Origin of the sequence: Brachybacterium halotolerans subsp. kimchii, from assembly GCF_020792675.1 — a bacterium.
Classification (GTDB): Bacteria; Actinomycetota; Actinomycetes; order Actinomycetales; family Dermabacteraceae; genus Brachybacterium; species Brachybacterium halotolerans.
This window is the reverse complement of sequence record NZ_CP086254.1, coordinates 587424-604464: the sequence shown is the minus strand read 5'-3', so window position 1 is coordinate 604464 and position 17041 is coordinate 587424. Positions and strand designations below refer to the sequence as shown.

Here is a 17041-nt window from a genome sequence, read left to right as displayed (position 1 = left end):
CTCCATGGCTGACCCGTCGACCTACCGTCCCGCGACAGGGACCATTCCGACCTCCCCGGGCGTCTACCGCTTCCGCGACGCCGACTCCCGGGTGATCTACGTCGGCAAGGCGAAGAACCTGCGGGCGCGGCTGTCGAACTACTTCCAGGACCTCTCGGCCCTCCACGAGCGCACCCGGCGGATGGTCACCACGGCGACGGGCGTCGAGTGGACGGTGGTGCGCACCGAGGTCGAGGCGCTGACCCTCGAGTACACGTGGATCAAGGAGTTCGATCCGCGGTTCAACGTGAAGTTCCGCGATGACAAGTCCTACCCCTACCTGGCCGTGACCATGGGGGAGGAGGTGCCGCGCGTCCACATCACGCGCCGGCCCCGCACCAAGGGCGACCGCGTCTTCGGCCCCTACACGCAGGTGTGGGCGATCCGCGAGACCCTCGACCTGATGCTCCGCGTGTTCCCCGTGCGCTCGTGCACCGCCGGCGTCTACCGGCGCGCCGAACGGTCCGGACGGCCCTGCCTGCTCGGCTTCATCGGCAAGTGCTCGGCGCCGTGCGTCGGCGACATCTCGGTGGAGGACCACCGCCGCCTCGCCGAGCAGTTCAGCGACTTCATGGCCGGCAACACCGGCGCCTATCTGCGGCGCATCGAGAAGCGCATGCGCGAGGCCGCCGCCGCCCAGGACTACGAGACCGCCGCCGGGCTGCGCGACGACCTGCAGGCGCTCGAGAAGGTCATGGAGAAGAACTCCGTGGTGCTCTCCGACGCGACCGACGCGGACCTCGTGGCCCTCGTCCAGGACGAGCTCGAGGCCTCCATCCAGGTCTTCCACGTGCGCGGCGGGAGGATCCGCGGCCAGCGCGGCTGGACCGCCGAGATCCTCGACGAGTCCGGCCCCGGCGACCTCATGGAGCGGGCGCTGGCGACCCTGTACACCGACGGGGAGGCCCCCGCCGAGGTGCTCGTGAGCGAGATGCCGACCAACGCGGACCAGGTGCAGGAGCTCGTCGGCCGGCGCGTCGACCTGCGCGTGCCCCGCCGCGGGGAGAAGAAGGAGCTGCTGGAGACCGTCGGCGCCAATGCGGAGGAGGCCCTGCGCCTGCACCGGCTGCGCCGCACGGGCGACCTCACGGCCCGCACCAAGGCCCTCGAGGACCTCGGGGAGGCGCTCGACCTCGCGGAGCCCCCGCTGCGCATCGAGTGCTTCGACATCTCCCACTCCCAGGGGACGAACGTCGTCGGCTCCCAGGTGGTCTTCGAGGACGGGCTGCCCAAGAAGAGCGAGTACCGGCGCTACTCCGTGACGGGGGAGGCCGCGCGCGACGACACGGCCTCCATGTACGACGTGATCCGCCGGCGCCTCCAGCGGCACCTCGATCCCGCCCCCGCCGACGACGAGGACTCCCGCCGCTTCGCCTACCCGCCCGCGCTGATCCTCGTCGACGGCGGGCAGCCGCAGGTCGCGGCCGCGCAGCGGGCCTTCGAGGACCTCGGCGTCACCGACATCGCCCTGGCCGGCATCGCCAAGCGGCTCGAGGAGATCTGGCTGCCCGGGGACGACTACCCGGTGATCCTGCCCCGCACCAGCGAGGCGCTGTTCCTCGTCCAGCGCCTGCGCGACGAGGCCCACCGCTTCGCGATCTCCTACCACCGCTCCAAGCGCGGTCGCGCCATGCAGGCGAGCGCCCTGGACGGCGTGCCCGGCCTGGGGCCGGCCCGTCGGCGGGCGCTGCTCGACCGCTTCACGACGGTCGCGAACATCCGTGAGGCCGATGCGGAGACCCTCCAGGAGGTCCAGGGCATCGGCCCGCAGCTCGCCGCGCAGGTGCTCGCGACCCTGCGCGGGGAGGAGCCCGGCCCGGCGGTCGACATGGCGACGGGCGAGATCCTCGAGTGACCCGCGGGGCGCCGGGGCGATCCTCACCACGGATCCCTCGGCGTCCATCCGCGGGCGGTACCCTTCACCAGCACGAGGACGATGACGACGGCCCTCGACCCCGAGCTCGACCCCGACCCCTGACCCCGACCTCGACGAAGGAGCAGCATCCATGTCGCAGGACAGCAGCGTCCCGGAGTCCGCGCCCGCCGAGGGCGCGCCGGAGCCGGAGCCCGATCGGGCGGCGCCGCCCGGCGACGTCGTGATCATCACGGGCCTCGCGGGCGCGGGGCGCGAGACGGCCGCCCACGCCCTCGAGGACCTGGGCTGGTACGTCGTCTACAACATCGCGCCGCAGCTGATCCCGCGCCTCTACGAGCTCCAGCAGCAAGCCGAGGGCCGCGAGACCCGCTTCGCCGTGGTCGTCGACCCCCGCTCCGGCCCGTTCTTCTCCGAGCTGTCCCAGGTGATCGAGCAGATGCGCGCCTCCGAGATGCGGGTGCGGCTGGTCTTCCTCACCGCCGACGAGCACACGCTCGTGCGCCGCTTCGACTCCGTGCGCCGTCCCCACCCGCTGCAGGGGGAGGAGGGCGTGCTCGAGGGCATCCGCCGCGAGCGGGAGATGCTCGCGCCCTACCGGCGCCTGGCCGACGTCGCGATCGACACGTCCCCGCTGAACGTGCACCAGCTGACGATGAAGATGCGCACCACCTTCGGCTCGCACAGCGAGCAGGCGCTCACCGTGAACGTCATGTCCTTCGGCTTCAAGTACGGGATCCCGATCGAGGCCGATCACGTCAGCGACGTCCGCTTCATCCCCAACCCGTACTGGGTGCCCGAGCTGCGCTCCCAGCGCGGCACCGATCCGGCGGTCGCCGAGTTCGTGCTCGCCGACCCCAACGGCGCCGAGTTCGCCGCCCGCTACCTCGACATGATCCGTCCCGTGCTGCGCGGCTACTCGGCGGAGAACAAGCACTTCACGACGATCGCGATCGGCTGCACGGGCGGCAAGCACCGCTCGGTCGCGATGGCGGAGAAGATCGGGGAGGACCTGCGCCAGGCGGGCTTCGCGGTGCGCGTGCGCCACCGGGATCTGGGGCGCGAGTGACCGCCGCCGGACTGCCCCCGCACCTGCGACGCGGTTCGCGCAGCGGCCCCCGCCGCGCCCTGTCCTCGCCGCGCCGCGCGGTCGCCCTCGGCGGCGGCCACGGGCTCGCCGCGAACCTGCGGTCCCTGCGCCTGCTGGTCGACGACATCACGGCCGTGGTCACGGTCGCGGACGACGGCGGCTCCTCGGGGCGCATCCGCGCCGAGCTGCCCGTGCTGCCCCCCGGGGACCTGCGGATGGCGCTCGCGGCGCTGTGCGAGGACTCCGACTGGGGCGCCTTCTGGCACGACGCCGTCCAGCACCGCTTCGTCACCGACGGCGACCTCGACGGCCACGCCCTCGGGAACCTCATGATCGTGGCCATGTGGCAGATCCTCGAGGACCCGATCGCGGGGCTGGACCGGATCGGCGAGCTGCTCGGCGCCCGCGGGCGCGTCCTGCCCATGGCGCTGGACCCGCTGGACATCGAGGCGCAGGTGGCCTTCGCGGACGGCACCCGCGGCACGGTGCGCGGCCAGGCGCAGGTCGCGAAGGTCCCCGGGCGGGTCGAGTCGATGCGGCTGATCCCGGAGCGGCCCCGGGTGCCCGAGGAGGTGCTGCGCGCGATCGAGGAGGCCGACTGGGTGATCGTCGGCCCCGGCTCCTGGTACACCTCGGTGCTGCCGCACCTGCAGATCCCCGAGATCGCGGAGGCGCTGCGCACCACCCGCGCCCACCGCTGCGTGGTCATGAACCTCTCCTCGGGGGGCGAGGAGATCGAGGGGATGCGCAGCACGGACCTGCTGCGCGTGCTGCTGGACAGCGCGCCCGAGACGAGCTTCGACACTGTGATCGCCGACCCGACGGCCCTCGAGGACGCGGTGGAGCTCGCGGAGTTCGCGCGCACACGAGGAATACGTACCCTGCTGAGGCAGGTGAGCGTGGGCGGCGGGGTGCCGGTCCACGACCCCGTGCGGCTCGCCGCCGCCTACCGCGACGTGTTCGACGGCGTGTACGGGGATGTCGAGGGGACGCAGGACGAGGAAGAGGGGACTCAGCATGGCATTGACCGCTGACGCCAAGGAGGAGCTGTCGCGGATCGACGTGGCGCGCCCGTCGGCCCGGAAGGCGGAGGCCGCGGCGATGCTGCGCTTCGCCGGCGGCCTGCATCTGCAGGGCGGGCGCGTGGTGATCGAGGCCGAGGTGGACAGCGCCGCGACCGCGCGGCGGCTGCGCGCGATCATCGCCGACGTCTACGGGCACGGCAGCGACATCGCGGTGCTCGCACCGTCGGGGATCCGCCGCTCGACGACGTACATCGTGCGCGTGCACGGCGACGGCGCGGTGCTCGCCCGCCAGACGGGCCTGCTGGACGCCCGCGGCCGTCCCGTGCGCGGGATGCCCCCGGCCGTCGTCGGCGGCGCCGCGGTGGACGCCGAGGCCGCTTGGCGCGGCGCGTTCCTCGCCCGCGGCTCCCTCACCGAGCCGGGTCGCAGCTCCGCGCTCGAGCTCGGCTGCCCGGGGCCCGAGGTCGCGCTCGCGATGGTGGGCGCCGCCCGGCGCCTGGGCATCGCCTCGAAGGCCCGCGAGGTCCGCGGCGGCGACCGCGTGGTGCTGCGCGACGGCGACGCGATCGCCGCCCTGCTCACGCGCATGGGAGCCCATCAGACCGTCCTGGTGTGGGAGGAGCGGCGCACGCGCCGCGAGGTCCGCGCGACCGCCCACCGCCTGGCGAACTTCGACGACGCCAACCTGCGTCGCTCGGCGCGGGCCGCGGTCGCCGCGGGGCAGCGCGTGGAGCGGGCGCTGGAGATCCTGGGCGACGAGGTCCCCGAGCACCTGCGCGAGGCCGGACGCCTGCGCGTCGAGCACCGTCAGGCGAGCCTCGAGGAGCTCGGCCGCCACGCCGATCCGCCGATGACCAAGGACGCGGTCGCCGGTCGCATCCGCCGCCTGCTCGCGATGGCCGACAAGCGCGCCGAGGAGCTCGGCGTCCCCGGCACCGACGAGGTCAACGAGGGCGGCGAGGACGCGCGCTCCTGAGCCGGGAGCCGCGCCGCGGTCCAGGGAGCGGACCCGTTCCGACGTGACCCAGTGCATTGATAGACTGATCCGCGGTCGTGATCGTCGTCTCGGGTTCCCGGGAGGCGCCGCGGTCGTCCGAGCGTACGAGGGCGTGCGCGACACACATCCCCGCAGCCTCCTGGGCTGCGATCCAAGGAGGAACCGTGACCACTAAGGTCGGAATCAACGGATTCGGTCGCATCGGGCGCAACTTCCTGCGCGCCGCCCTCGAGCAGGGTGCCGACATCGAGGTCGTGGGCGTCAACGATCTGACGGACAACGCGACGCTCGCCAACCTCATCAAGTACGACTCCATCGGCGGCGTGCTGCCCTACGAGGTCAGCCACGACGACGACTCCATCACCGTCGGCGACCTCACCTTCAAGGCCTTCGCCGAGCGCGACCCGAAGAACATCCCGTGGGGCGAGATCGGCGCGGACGTCGTCATCGAGTCCACCGGCATCTTCACCGATGCCGAGAAGGCCAAGGCCCACCTCGAGGGCGGTGCGAAGAAGGTCATCATCTCCGCTCCCGCGAAGAACGAGGACGCGACCTTCGTCATCGGCGTGAACGAGGGCGACTACGACCCGGCGAAGCACGACATCGTCTCGAACGCCTCGTGCACCACCAACAGCCTCGCCCCGGTGGCCAAGGTGCTGAACGACGAGTTCGGCATCGTCAAGGGCCTCATGACCACGGTCCACGCCTACACCTCGGACCAGGTCCTGCAGGACGGCCCCCACAAGGATCCGCGCCGCGCCCGCGCCGCCGCCCTGAACATCGTGCCCACCACGACCGGCGCCGCCAAGGCCGTCGCGCTCGTGCTGCCCGAGCTCAAGGGCAAGCTCGACGGCTACTCGCTGCGCGTGCCGGTCCCCACCGGCTCGATCACGGACCTCACCTTCGAGGCCTCGCGCGAGGTCACCGCCGAGGAGATCAACGCCGCGGTGAAGAAGGCCGCCGAGGGCCCGCTCAAGGGCATCCTGCGGTACACCGAGGACCCGATCGTCTCCAAGGACATCGAGCACGATCCGCACTCCTCGATCTTCGACAGCCAGCTCACCAAGGTGAACGGCAACCTCGTCAAGGTCTTCACCTGGTACGACAACGAGTGGGGCTTCTCCAACCGCCTCGTCGAGCTCACCTCGCTCGTCGGCAAGAGCCTCTGACCCTCTCCCTCACGGAGAACGGGTCCGACGGAGCCCGTCCGGCGCCGCCCCTGCGAGGCGCGGCCCGGGCGGGCTCCGTCGCACGCACCCCTCGACACTAGGAGCCACCCCGTGCTGAAGACCATCGCGTCGCTCGGCGACCTGCGCGGCAAGCGGGTCATCGTCCGCGCCGACCTCAACGTGCCGCTGGACGGCACCACGATCACCGACGACGGCCGCATCCGCGCCGCCCTGCCCACGATCTCGACGCTCACAGGCGCAGGTGCGCGCGTCGTCGTGATCTCCCACCTCGGCCGTCCCAAGGGCGCGCCCGAGGAGAAGTACTCGCTGCGCCCCGTCGTCGGGCGGCTGTCCGAGCTCCTCGGCGCCGACGTCGCCTTCGCGACCGACACCGTGGGCGACAGCGCCCGGCAGACCGTGGATGCCCTCGGCGTCGGCCAGGTCGCGATCCTCGAGAACCTCCGCTTCAACCCGGGGGAGACCGCGAAGGACGAGGCCGAGCGCCGCGCCTTCGCCGAGCAGATCGCCGCGCTCGGCGACGCCTTCGTCTCCGACGGCTTCGGCGTCGTCCATCGCAAGCAGGCCTCCGTGTACGAGCTCGCGCAGATTCTGCCCTCGGCCGCGGGCGAGCTCGTGACCAGCGAGGTCGAGGCCCTGCGCAAGGTGACCGACGACCCGGAGCGCCCCTTCGTCGTGATCCTCGGCGGCGCCAAGATCGCCGACAAGCTCGGCGTCATCGAGAACCTGCTGACCAAGGCCGATCGGATTCTCATCGGCGGCGGCATGGCGTACACCTTCCTGAAGGCCCAGGGCCATGAGATCGGCAAGTCCCTGCTGGACGCCGAGCGCGTCGACACCGTGCGCGAGTACCTCGAGACGGCGCAGCGCAACGGCGTCGAGCTCGTGCTGCCCGTGGACACGGTCGTCGCCCGGGAGTTCTCGGCCGACGCGGAGCCGACGACGGTCCCCGCCGACCAGATCCCCGCCGACCAGGAGGGCATGGACATCGGCCCGAGGACCGCGGAGCTGTTCGCGGAGAAGATCGCCGATGCGCGCACGATCTTCTGGAACGGCCCGATGGGGGTCTTCGAGTTCGAGACCTTCGCACGGGGCACGAAGGACGTCGCGACGGCCCTCGCCGACGCCGACGGCTTCACCGTGATCGGCGGCGGCGACTCCGCGGCCGCCGTCCGCACCCTGGGCTTCGACGAGTCCGCGTTCTCGCACATCTCGACCGGCGGCGGTGCGAGCCTCGAGCTGATCGAGGGCAAGGAGCTGCCGGGCATCGCCGTCCTGGAGGAGGACCACGCATGAGCACCACCCGCACCCCGCTGATGGCGGGCAACTGGAAGATGAACCTCGACTGGAAGCAGGGCCTGTCCCTCGTCGAGGATCTGGGCGACGCCCTCAAGGGCCTGGACACCTCCGCCGTCGAGGCGGCCGTGCTGCCCCCGTTCGTGGACCTGCGCACCGTGCAGACGGCCGTGGACGCCGGGAAGCTCCCGATCTCCTACGGGTCCCAGGACGTGTCGGAGCACGAGTCCGGCGCCTTCACCGGAGAGGTCTCGGCCTCCATGCTCACGGCCCTCGGCGCGACCTACGCGACCATCGGCCACTCCGAGCGCCGCCAGTACCACGGTGAGACCGAGCAGATCACCAACGCCAAGGTGAAGGCGGCCCTCGGCGGCGGTCTGACCCCCATCCTCTGCGTCGGCGAGCCGCTCGAGGAGCGGAAGGCGGGCAAGCAGGTCGAGTACACGCTCGCCCAGCTCGAGGGCGGCCTCGAGGGCGTCGACGCCGCACAGGTCGGCTCCCTCGTCGTCGCCTACGAGCCGGTCTGGGCGATCGGCACCGGCGAGGTCGCGACCCCGGACGACGCCCAGGAGGTCTGCGGAGCGATCCGCGACTGGGTGCGCACCGCCCACGGCGAGGCCGCGGCCGACGCCGTGCGCGTCCTCTACGGCGGCTCCGTGAAGTCCTCGAACGTCGCCGAGCTGATGACGAAGCCCGATGTCGACGGCGCCCTCGTGGGCGGGGCCTCGCTGAAGGCCGACGAGTTCGCGAAGATCGTCCGCTACCAGGACGCCTGAGCGGCACGACCGGACGAGGAGCCGAACGGCTCACATCCGGCGGGGCGGGTCCGGCGACGGATCCGCCCCGTGTCGTATCCTGGCGCAGTTCCAACGTCCCGTGAGGAGTGTCCGTGGACCTCAACCTGCTCAAGCTGATCCTGCAGATCGTGCTGGCGATCACCGGTATCGCAGTGATCCTGCTGGTGCTGCTGCACCGCGGCAAGGGCGGCGGCCTGTCCGACATGTTCGGCGGCGGCGTGTCCTCGTCCGCGAGCGCATCCGGCGTCGCCGAGCGCAACCTCGACCGCCTCACGGTCACCCTCGCCGTCGTCTTCGGCGCCGCGGCCGTGGGCCTGGGAGTGCTCGAGCGCTTCATGTGATGCTCCGGCGCGCGGCGCGCGCGTGAGTCAGCCGTCCGAGAGGCCGGGAGGATGCGATCTTCCCGGCCTCTCGCATTCCCGGAGGGCCAGGGTGCCCGACGAGGCGACGAGGCGCGCCGTCGGACAGCGCATCGCAGTGCGCGTCGCACAGCGGGACAGCGCACAGAGAGAGGGCCCGACCGCGCCACGTGCGCGGTCGGGCCCTCTCGGTGCTCCGGGCGGTCGTCCCGGTGCGGCCTGCTCGTCAGCCCTTCCGCAGGCCCGTCGCCGAGGACTCGTCGAGGTACCAGGTGGTGGACTCGAGCCCGCGCACCGAGGAGGCCGGGACCTCCCACGGGTCGATGCCCTCGTGGGCGCGCGCGACCGCCTCGGCCTTCTCCTCGCCGGCCGCGAGCAGGCCCACGTGGCGGGAGGAGTTCAGCACGGGCCAGGTCAGCGACACCCGCAGCGGCGGCGGCTTGGGGGAGTCGACCACGGCCACGGCGCTCGCGCCGTCGAGCTGCTGCGCCGGATGGCGCGGGAACAGCGAGGCCACGTGGCCGTCGGGGCCGACGCCCAGCAGCAGCACGTCGAAGAACGCTTCGCCGCGGGTGCGGAACGGACGGTCGCCGCCCGCGCGGTCCAGCTCCTGGCCGTACCAGGCGGCGGCCTCGTCCAGCGACATGCCGCTCGAGGTCGAGGGGACCGGATGCACCTTGCCGGGCGCGAAGGCGATCTTCTCGAGGAAGCCGACGCGCACCGCCTGGTCGTTGCGGTCCTCCGAGTCGGCGTCGACGAAGCGCTCGTCGCCCCACCACACGTGCACGGCGGCCGGGTCGACCTCGTGCTCGACGAAGGCGACGGGGAGGGCGTCGGCGGTGGCGGTGCCGATGGTGCCGCCGGTGACCACGAGGTGCGCCTCTCCGCGTGCGGAGATCGCCTCGGCGAGGCGGGAGGCCACGTCGTCGGCGGCGCGCACGGCGGCGGCCTCGAGGGACTCCGAGACGGCGTCCGTCGGCTCCGGCTTGCCCTTCGCGAAGGTGGAGGCGTCCTCGACCTTGGAGAAGGCGTGGGCGAGGACCTCGCCGTAGACCTCGTCGGGGTCGAGGCGGCGCAGCTCCTCGGCGAGCAGCTCGTAGAGGGAGCTGGCGGGCACGGGGACGCGCTGGTCCTCCTGGTCGCCGGGCAGGGAGATGATGACGCTGTCGCCGTCGCCGCGGCGCAGGGCCACGGACCCGTCCTCGCGCTCGAAGACGAGGGACTGGGGGCCGGCGGGGCAGCCGTCGACGGTCTCGATGTCGACCTCGAGCCCGAGCTCGAGGGCGAGCCACGCGGCCAGCAGGCGCACCGAGGGATCGCCCGCGGGTCCGGCGACGCTCACGCTGCGCGGGAGGGAGATGGGCGGGGTCTCGTAGGCCGTGGCGGCCAGTCCGCGCCAGCGGGTGATGCGGGCCCAGGAGAGGTCGGAGTCGCCGCTGGAGTATCCGCGGCGCAGGCGCTTGAGCGTCGCGTCGGGGTCGCTCGAGGAGGCTGCGTCGGTGATGCGGCGCTGGGAGATCGACCCCAGGACGTCGTGGACCGGGGACGAGGGAGCGTCCTCGGGCCACCAGGTGACGATCGGGGCGTCGGGAAGCAGCAGCGGGGTGATGAGCGTGTCCAGGCTGGACATGACCTCGCCGCGGGCGCGGAGGATGACGATCTCGCCGGCTCCCGCGTCGCGGCCCACGCGGATCTCCGCGTCCAGTCCGGTCTCGGCGTCGGTGTCGGCATCGACCACGATGACCCGCGAGGGGTGCTCGTGGCTGGCCTGCACGGCGGCCTGCAGGGGCTGATCGATGTCCTCCCCGGTCGCGACGATGATCAGCGTGAGCACGCTGCCCACGGTGGTCGCGCCGAAGGTCTCGCGCATCTGCGTCATCTTCTTGTCGACGGCGGATGCGGTGGTGTCGTTCAGGGTGGTGATCACGGTCGCCTCCAGGCGCGTCCGTCGCGCGTGAGCATCTCGTTGGCGGTCTCCGGGCCCCAGGTGCCGGGGCGGTACGGAGCGGGCGGAAGGTTCTTCGCCCAGTAGTCGGTGATCGGGTCGAGGATCTCCCAGGACAGCTCGACCTCCCGCTGGCGCGGGAACAGCGGCGGGTCTCCCAGGAGCATGTCCAGGATCAGCCGCTCGTAGGCCTCGGGCGATTCCTCGGTGAAGGAGGACCCGTACTGGAAGTCCATGTTCACGTCCCGCACCTCCATCTGGGTGCCGGGAACCTTGGAGCCGAACCGCATGGTCACGCCCTCGTCGGGCTGGACGCGGATCACGATCGCGTTCTGGCCGAGGTCCGCGGTGTCCGTGGAGGAGAACGGCAGGAACGGCGCGGACTTGAAGACCACGGCGATCTCGGTGACGCGGCGGCCCAGGCGCTTGCCCGCGCGCAGGTAGAACGGGACGCCCGCCCAGCGGCGGGTGTTCACGTCCAGGCGCATCGCGGCGAACGTCTCGGTCGTGGAGTCGGCGGGGATGCCGTCCTCCTCGAGGTAGCCGCCCACCTCCTCGCCGCCCTGCAGACCCGCGACGTACTGTCCGCGGGCGGTGTGCAGGGAGAGGTCCTCGGGCAGGGAGATGGCCTCCAGGACCTTCTCCTTCTCCGTGCGCAGCTCCTTCGCGTCGAAGGAGATGGGCTCCTCCATCGCGGTCAGCGCGAGCAGCTGCAGGAGGTGGTTTTGGATGACGTCGCGCGCGGTGCCGATGCCGTCGTAGTAGCCCGCACGCGAGCCGATGCCGATGTCCTCGGCCATCGTGATCTGCACGTGGTCCACATAGTTGGCGTTCCAGATCGGCTCGAACATCTGGTTCGCGAAGCGGAACGCGAGGATGTTCTGGACCGTCTCCTTGCCCAGGTAGTGGTCGATGCGGAAGACGTCCTCCGGGCGGAAGACCTTCTCCACGACGTCGTTGAGCTCCTTCGCGGAGGCCAGGTCGTGGCCGAAGGGCTTCTCGATGACCACTCGCCGCCAGGAGCCGTCGCGCGGGGTGTTCAGTCCCGAGTTCGCCAGCTGCGAGCAGACCTGCGGGAACGCGTCCGGCGGGATCGAGAGGTAGAAGGCGTGGTTGCCGCCCGTGCCGCGAGTGCGGTCCAGCTCCTCGACGACCTCGGTGAGCTTCTGGAAGGCGGCCGTGTCGTCGAAGGTGCCGGTGACGAAGCGCAGACCGCCGCGCAGCTGCTCGAAGGTCGACTCGTCGAACTCGGTGCGGGCGTGCTCGGTCACGGACGTGCGCACGTAGTCGGCGAAGTCGTCATGGCTCCAGTCGCGGCGGCCGTAGCCGACAAGGCCGAAGCTCGGCGGCAGCAGACCCCGGTGGGCCAGGTCGTAGATCGCGGGAAGGAGCTTCTTGCGGGCGAGGTCTCCGGTGACGCCGAACATCACCATCGAGCTCGGCCCCGCGATCAGCGGCAGACGCCGATCACGGGGATCGCGCAGCGGATTGCGCGGAGTGGGGGTCGTGTTCACGATCATCCTTCCGGCACGTGGCGGAGCCGACCCGTCGGGGGCGGCTCCGCCGTGTGCTCGATGGAGTGAGGGCCGCGGCCCCTCCTCTCCGCGCGGCGCCGCGAGCGGCGCTCAGGAGCGGACGGGGGAGGGGAGGCGGCGGGGTGGGGTCAGGCCGAGGCCGAGGCGATCTGCGCCGCGACGGTCTCGAGCAGCTCGTTCCAGGCCTTCTCGAACTTCTCGACGCCCTCGCGCTCGAGGACGGCGTAGACGTCGTCGAGGTCGACGCCCGCGGCGGAGATCTTCTCGAGGTCCGCGGCCGAGGCCTGCGCGGCCTCCGCGTCCAGCGCCTTCCCGGGCTCGGAGTGGTCGGCGACCGCGTCGAGCGTCTTCTCCGGCATCGTGTTCACGGTGGGGGAGGCGACCAGCTGGTCGACGTACATGGTGTCGGCGTACTCGGAGTTCTTCACACCGGTGGAGGCCCACAGCGCGCGCTGCACGTGGGCGCCCTTCGCGGCGAGCTTCTCGAAGCGCTCCGAGGAGAACTTCTCGAGGTACACGCCGAAGGCCACGCGGGCGTTCGCCACGCCGGCCTTGCCGCGCAGCTCCAGGGCATCCCCGCCCAGCTTCTCGAGGCGCGCGTCGATCTCGGTGTCGAAGCGCGAGACGAAGAAGGAGCCGACCGAGCGGATGGTCGAGAGGTCGATGCCGGCGGCGTCGGCCTTCTCGAGGCCTGCCAGGTAGGCGTCGATGACCTCGCGGTAGCGGTCCACGGAGAAGATGAGCGTCACGTTGACGCTGATGCCCGCGCCGATCACCTCGGTGATGGCCGGCAGGCCCTCCTTGGTGGCGGGGATCTTGATCATCACGTTGCTGCGGTCCACGACCTCGCTGAGGTGGTGGGCCTGCGCGATCGTCTTCTCGGTCTCGTGCGCCAGGCGCGGGTCGACCTCGATCGAGACGCGGCCGTCCTGGCCCTCGGTGGCCTCGGCGACCGGGGCGAAGAGGTCCGAGGCGGCGCGCACGTCGTCGGTCGTGAGCTTCTCGACGACCGCGTCGACGTCCTTGCCGGCCTTCGCGAGCTCGGCGATGTCGGCGTCGTAGTCCTGGGCGCCGGAGATCGCGGCCTGGAAGATCGAGGGGTTGGTGGTGACGCCCACGATGTTCTTCGTGTCCACGAGCTCCTGGAGGTTGCCGGAGGTCAGGCGGCCGCGGGAGAGGTCGTCCAGCCAGATCGACACGCCGGCGTCGGAGAGGGCCTGGGTGCGGGTGTTCTGGGTCATGAGGGGAATCCTTCCTCGGCGCGCGCGGCGCCGATCAGATCATGGGGAGTCGGAGACGGACGGTCGTCGTGGATGCGCGGGGCAGGTCCGGGGCCCGAGGGCCGACGGCGGGCTCCCGCGCGGGCACGGCGAGAAGAGGGGGCGGGACCTCTGGGGTCCCGCCCCCGTCGGCGGATCAGCTGCGTGCGGCCTCGATGGATTCCTTCGCGGCGGCCACCACCGCGTCGGCCGTGAAGCCGTACTCGCGGAAGAGCGTGGCCGCGTCCGCGGAGGCGCCGTAGTGCTCGAGGCTGACGGCGCGGCCCGCGTCGCCCAGGTACTTGAACCAGGACTGGGCGATGCCCGCCTCGACGCTCACCCGGGCGCGGACGCCGCGGGGGAGGACCGACTCGCGGTAGGCCTCGTCCTGGTCCTCGAACCACTCGACGGACGGCATGGAGACCACGCGGGTCGGCGTGCCGGATTCCTCGAGCTGCTTCTGCGCCTCGACGGCGTACTGCACCTCGGAGCCGGTGGCGATGAGGATGACCTCGGGCTCGCCGCTGCCGGCGTCCTTGAGGACGTAGCCGCCCCGGGCGACGCCGTCGGCGCTCGCGTACTCGCCGCGGTCCAGCGTCGGCAGGGCCTGGCGGGAGAGGATCAGGCCGATCGGGCGCTCGCGGCGCTCGATCGTCGCCTTCCAGGCGGCGGCCGTCTCGTTGGCGTCGGCCGGCCGGACGACGTCCAGGCCCGGGATGGCGCGCAGTGCGGCGAGGTGCTCGACCGGCTGGTGGGTGGGGCCGTCCTCGCCCAGGCCGATGGAATCGTGGGTCCACACGTAGATGTTGTCCACGCCCATCAGGGCCGAGAGGCGCACGGCGCCGCGCATGTAGTCCGAGAACTGCAGGAACGTGCCGCCGTAGGCGCGGGTGAGGTCGTCGAGGTTGATCCCGGAGAGGATCGCGCCCATGGCGTGCTCGCGGATGCCGAAGTGCAGCGTGCGACCGTACTCGTCGCCCGAGAACTCCTTGGTGGAGCGCTCGGCGGGGATGAAGGAGGGCTCGCCGTCCATGGTGGTGTTGTTCGAGCCGGCGAGGTCGGCCGAGCCGCCCCAGAGCTCGGGCAACACGGGGGCGAGGGCGTTGAGCACCTTGCCGGATGCGGCGCGGGTGGCCAGGCCCTTGGCGTCGGCCTCGAAGACGGGCAGGGCGTCGGCCCAGCCGTCGGGGAGATCGCCGGCGACGAGCCGGTCCAGCAGCGCGGCGCGATCCGCGTTGGCCTCGCGCCAGCTCGCGAGCTTCTCGTCCCAGGCGGCGTGCGCCTCCTTGCCGCGCTGCACGAGCTCGCGGGTGCGGTCGAGGACCTCGGCGGGGACGTCGAAGGTCTTCTCGGGGTCGAGCCCGAGCGCCTTCTTGAGGCCCGCGACCTCCTCGTCGCCCAGGGCGGAGCCGTGGGAGGCGCCGGTGCCCTGCTTGGTGGGGGCGGGCCAGGCGATGACGGTGCGCAGGGCGATGAAGGACGGCTTGTCGGTGACCTTCTTGGCGTCCTCGATCGCGGCCTTGAGGGCGGCGACGTCCTCGACGTACTGCGTGCCGCCGTTGGTCCAGTCGACGCGGTGGACGTCCCAGCCCAGCGCCTCGTAGCGGGCGGCCGTGTCCTCGGTGAAGGCGATGTCGGTGTGGCCCTCGATCGAGATGTCGTTGTCGTCCCAGAGGACGATGAGGTTGCCCAGCTCCTGGGTGCCGGCGATCGAGGAGGCCTCGTTGGTGACGCCCTCCTGCATGTCGCCGTCGGAGGCGATCGCGAAGGTGAAGCGGTCGAAGGGGCTCTCGCCCGCGGGGGCCTCGGGGTCGAACAGGCCGCGCTCGCGGCGCTGCGCCATGGCCATGCCGACGGCGGTCGCGAGGCCCTGGCCGAGCGGGCCGGTGGTGGTCTCGACGCCCTTGGTGTGGCCGACCTCGGGGTGACCCGGGGTCTTCGAGCCCCAGGTGCGCAGGGACTCGATGTCCTCGAGCTCGAGGCCGAAGCCGCCGAGGTAGAGCTGGATGTACTGGGTGAGGCTCGAGTGACCCGCGGAGAGGACGAAGCGATCGCGTCCCAGCCACCCGGTGTCCGAGGGGTCGTGGCGCATGATGTCCTGGTACAGCAGGTAGGCGGCCGGGGCGAGGCTGATCGCCGTCCCCGGGTGGCCGTTCCCGACCTTCTGGACGGCGTCCGCCGCGAGGGTGCGCACCGTGTCGATCGCGCGCTTGTCCACGTCGGTCCAGCCGTCGATTCCCTTGAACGATTCGCTCACGAGTTGTTCTTCCTTCCGTCAGGAGCTGCAGGAGCGGCCCGCGTCGCCCGGGTCCCGGGGCGCGCCGCTCAGCGACCATTCGATCCTATCGCCCCGCCCCGTGGCCAGGGGTTGCCGCGACTTCTCGTGGGACGCGCATCCGGTGAGCCATGTCATGCGAGGTCAGGACTCTCACGTCCCGAGCAACGGATCGGGCGGCCGCGAAGATGTCCCGAGGTGACGAGAGGCACGCGGTGTGGCGCGTCGAGCATCGCGGCGGCGGTCCGCAGGGCCCGCCGCCGGGTAGTATCGGGCCCGTTCGCCCCCTCGGCGCAGACGCGTCGGTCGCAGCAGGAAGGACGGTGGACGGTGACCGCTCCCCACGGCACCCCCGCTCCCGGGACCGCCCGGCGCACCCCGCAGACGTCGCAGACCCCCGGGTCGGAGTCGGCCCCGGCCGCCTCGACCGCGCCGGCCCCGTCGGGGCCCGCGGACCGCCGCGGCATCGGCCGCACCGTGCGCGCCTACGTCGCGCTCACCAAGCCGCGGATCATCGAGCTGCTGCTGATCACGACGATCCCCACCATGTTCCTCGCGGCCGGGGGCTTCCCGCACCCGCTGCTGATCCTCGCGACGATGATCGGCGGCTACCTCGCCGCCGGCGGCGCGAACACGCTGAACATGTACCTGGACCGCGATATCGACGCGAAGATGAAGCGGACGAAGAACCGTCCGATCGTCACCGGCGAGGTCTCCCCGCGCGCGGCCGTCGTCTTCGGCGTGGTGCTGTCGATCGCCTCCGCGCTCTGGCTGGGCCTGCTCGTGAACTGGGCCTCGGCCGCGCTCGCGATCGCCGCGATCCTGCTGTACGTGCTCTTCTACACGATGTTCCTCAAGCGCCGGACCTCGCAGAACATCGTCTGGGGCGGGATCGCCGGCTGCATGCCCGTGCTGATCGGCTGGTCGGCCGTCACGGGGACGGTCTCCTGGACCGCGTTCCTGCTGTTCCTGGTCATCTTCTTCTGGACGCCGCCGCACTACTGGCCGCTCGCCGAGAAGTTCACCAAGGACTACGAGACCGCGGGCGTGCCCATGCTCCCCGTGGTCAGCTCCCGCACGAACGTCGCCCACCAGATGGTGCTGCACAGCGTGCTCATGGTCGCCTCGAGCCTCGCGATCATCCCGCTGGGGCACACCGGCTGGGTCTACGCGGTCGCCGCCGTGGCCTCGGGCGCCTGGTTCCTCTTCCTCGTCATCCGCTACGCGGTGCGCACGCACAAGGGTCTGACCGGGAAGAAGCTCGGCCCGATGGTCGTCTTCCACGGCTCGATCACGTACCTGACGCTGCTGTTCGTGGCGCTCGCGATCGACCCGTTCGTCCGCTTCTGAGCAGCTGGGCCGAG

Annotated in this window: 13 protein-coding genes; 9 read left to right on the top strand and 4 right to left on the bottom strand. The window is 71.8% G+C overall.

Annotation, left to right across the window (positions count from 1 at the left end; translation table 11 throughout):
• Positions 1-4: 4 nt before the first annotated feature.
• From uvrC to secG, 8 genes are all read left to right on the top strand, one after another.
• Positions 5-1894 carry an excinuclease ABC subunit UvrC gene (uvrC, locus tag Bra3105_RS02760; RefSeq protein ID WP_200500631.1) on the top strand — a complete coding sequence of 630 codons (1890 nt, stop codon included), beginning with the start codon at positions 5-7 and terminating at the stop codon, positions 1892-1894.
• Between the two features lie 151 nt (positions 1895-2045).
• A complete protein-coding gene (gene rapZ / locus Bra3105_RS02755) occupies positions 2046-2981 on the top strand; it encodes an RNase adapter RapZ (protein WP_200500632.1) in 936 nt (311 codons plus the stop codon).
• Positions 2978-4036 carry a gluconeogenesis factor YvcK family protein gene (locus Bra3105_RS02750; protein WP_456151306.1) on the top strand — a complete coding sequence of 353 codons (1059 nt, stop codon included), beginning with the start codon at positions 2978-2980 and terminating at the stop codon, positions 4034-4036. Before rapZ ends, Bra3105_RS02750 begins: the two co-directional genes overlap by 4 nt.
• Positions 4020-5003: a DNA-binding protein WhiA gene (gene whiA / locus Bra3105_RS02745; RefSeq protein WP_228358511.1), complete on the top strand. Its 984-nt coding sequence runs from the start codon at positions 4020-4022 to the stop codon at positions 5001-5003. Before Bra3105_RS02750 ends, whiA begins: the two co-directional genes overlap by 17 nt.
• Positions 5004-5188: 185 nt before the next feature.
• Complete coding sequence (gene gap / locus Bra3105_RS02740) at positions 5189-6193, top strand: type I glyceraldehyde-3-phosphate dehydrogenase (RefSeq protein WP_200500634.1); 1005 nt, start codon at positions 5189-5191, stop codon at positions 6191-6193.
• 111 nt (positions 6194-6304) lie between these two features.
• Positions 6305-7507 carry a phosphoglycerate kinase gene (locus Bra3105_RS02735; RefSeq protein WP_228358510.1) on the top strand — a complete coding sequence of 401 codons (1203 nt, stop codon included), beginning with the start codon at positions 6305-6307 and terminating at the stop codon, positions 7505-7507.
• Complete coding sequence (tpiA, locus tag Bra3105_RS02730; RefSeq protein ID WP_228358509.1) at positions 7504-8283, top strand: triose-phosphate isomerase; 780 nt, start codon at positions 7504-7506, stop codon at positions 8281-8283. The genes Bra3105_RS02735 and tpiA overlap by 4 nt, the downstream gene beginning before the upstream one ends.
• Positions 8284-8396: 113 nt before the next feature.
• A complete protein-coding gene (gene secG / locus Bra3105_RS02725) occupies positions 8397-8645 on the top strand; it encodes a preprotein translocase subunit SecG (protein ID WP_200500637.1) in 249 nt (82 codons plus the stop codon).
• Positions 8646-8889: 244 nt separating this feature from the next.
• On the opposite strand, the gene pgl is transcribed toward secG, so the two are convergent.
• The 4 genes from pgl to tkt form a co-directional block, all read right to left on the bottom strand.
• A complete protein-coding gene (pgl, locus tag Bra3105_RS02720; protein ID WP_228358508.1) occupies positions 8890-10590 on the bottom strand; it encodes a 6-phosphogluconolactonase in 1701 nt (566 codons plus the stop codon).
• Positions 10587-12128 carry a glucose-6-phosphate dehydrogenase gene (zwf, locus tag Bra3105_RS02715; protein WP_407650891.1) on the bottom strand — a complete coding sequence of 514 codons (1542 nt, stop codon included), beginning with the start codon at positions 12126-12128 and terminating at the stop codon, positions 10587-10589. Before zwf ends, pgl begins: the two co-directional genes overlap by 4 nt.
• 143 nt (positions 12129-12271) lie before the next feature.
• Positions 12272-13384, bottom strand: a complete 1113-nt coding sequence (gene tal / locus Bra3105_RS02710) for a transaldolase (protein WP_228358506.1) — start codon at positions 13382-13384, stop codon at positions 12272-12274.
• Between the two features lie 175 nt (positions 13385-13559).
• The gene (tkt, locus tag Bra3105_RS02705) at positions 13560-15659 is read right to left on the bottom strand and encodes a transketolase (protein ID WP_228358505.1); all 2100 of its coding nucleotides are present in this window, start codon (positions 15657-15659) and stop codon (positions 13560-13562) included.
• A gap of 348 nt (positions 15660-16007) precedes the next feature.
• Here tkt and Bra3105_RS02700 point away from each other — a divergent pair, with 348 nt between their 5' ends.
• Positions 16008-17027 (top strand): heme o synthase, encoded by a 1020-nt coding sequence (locus Bra3105_RS02700; protein ID WP_407650890.1) that lies wholly within the window; start codon positions 16008-16010, stop codon positions 17025-17027.
• Positions 17028-17041 lie beyond the last annotated feature (14 nt).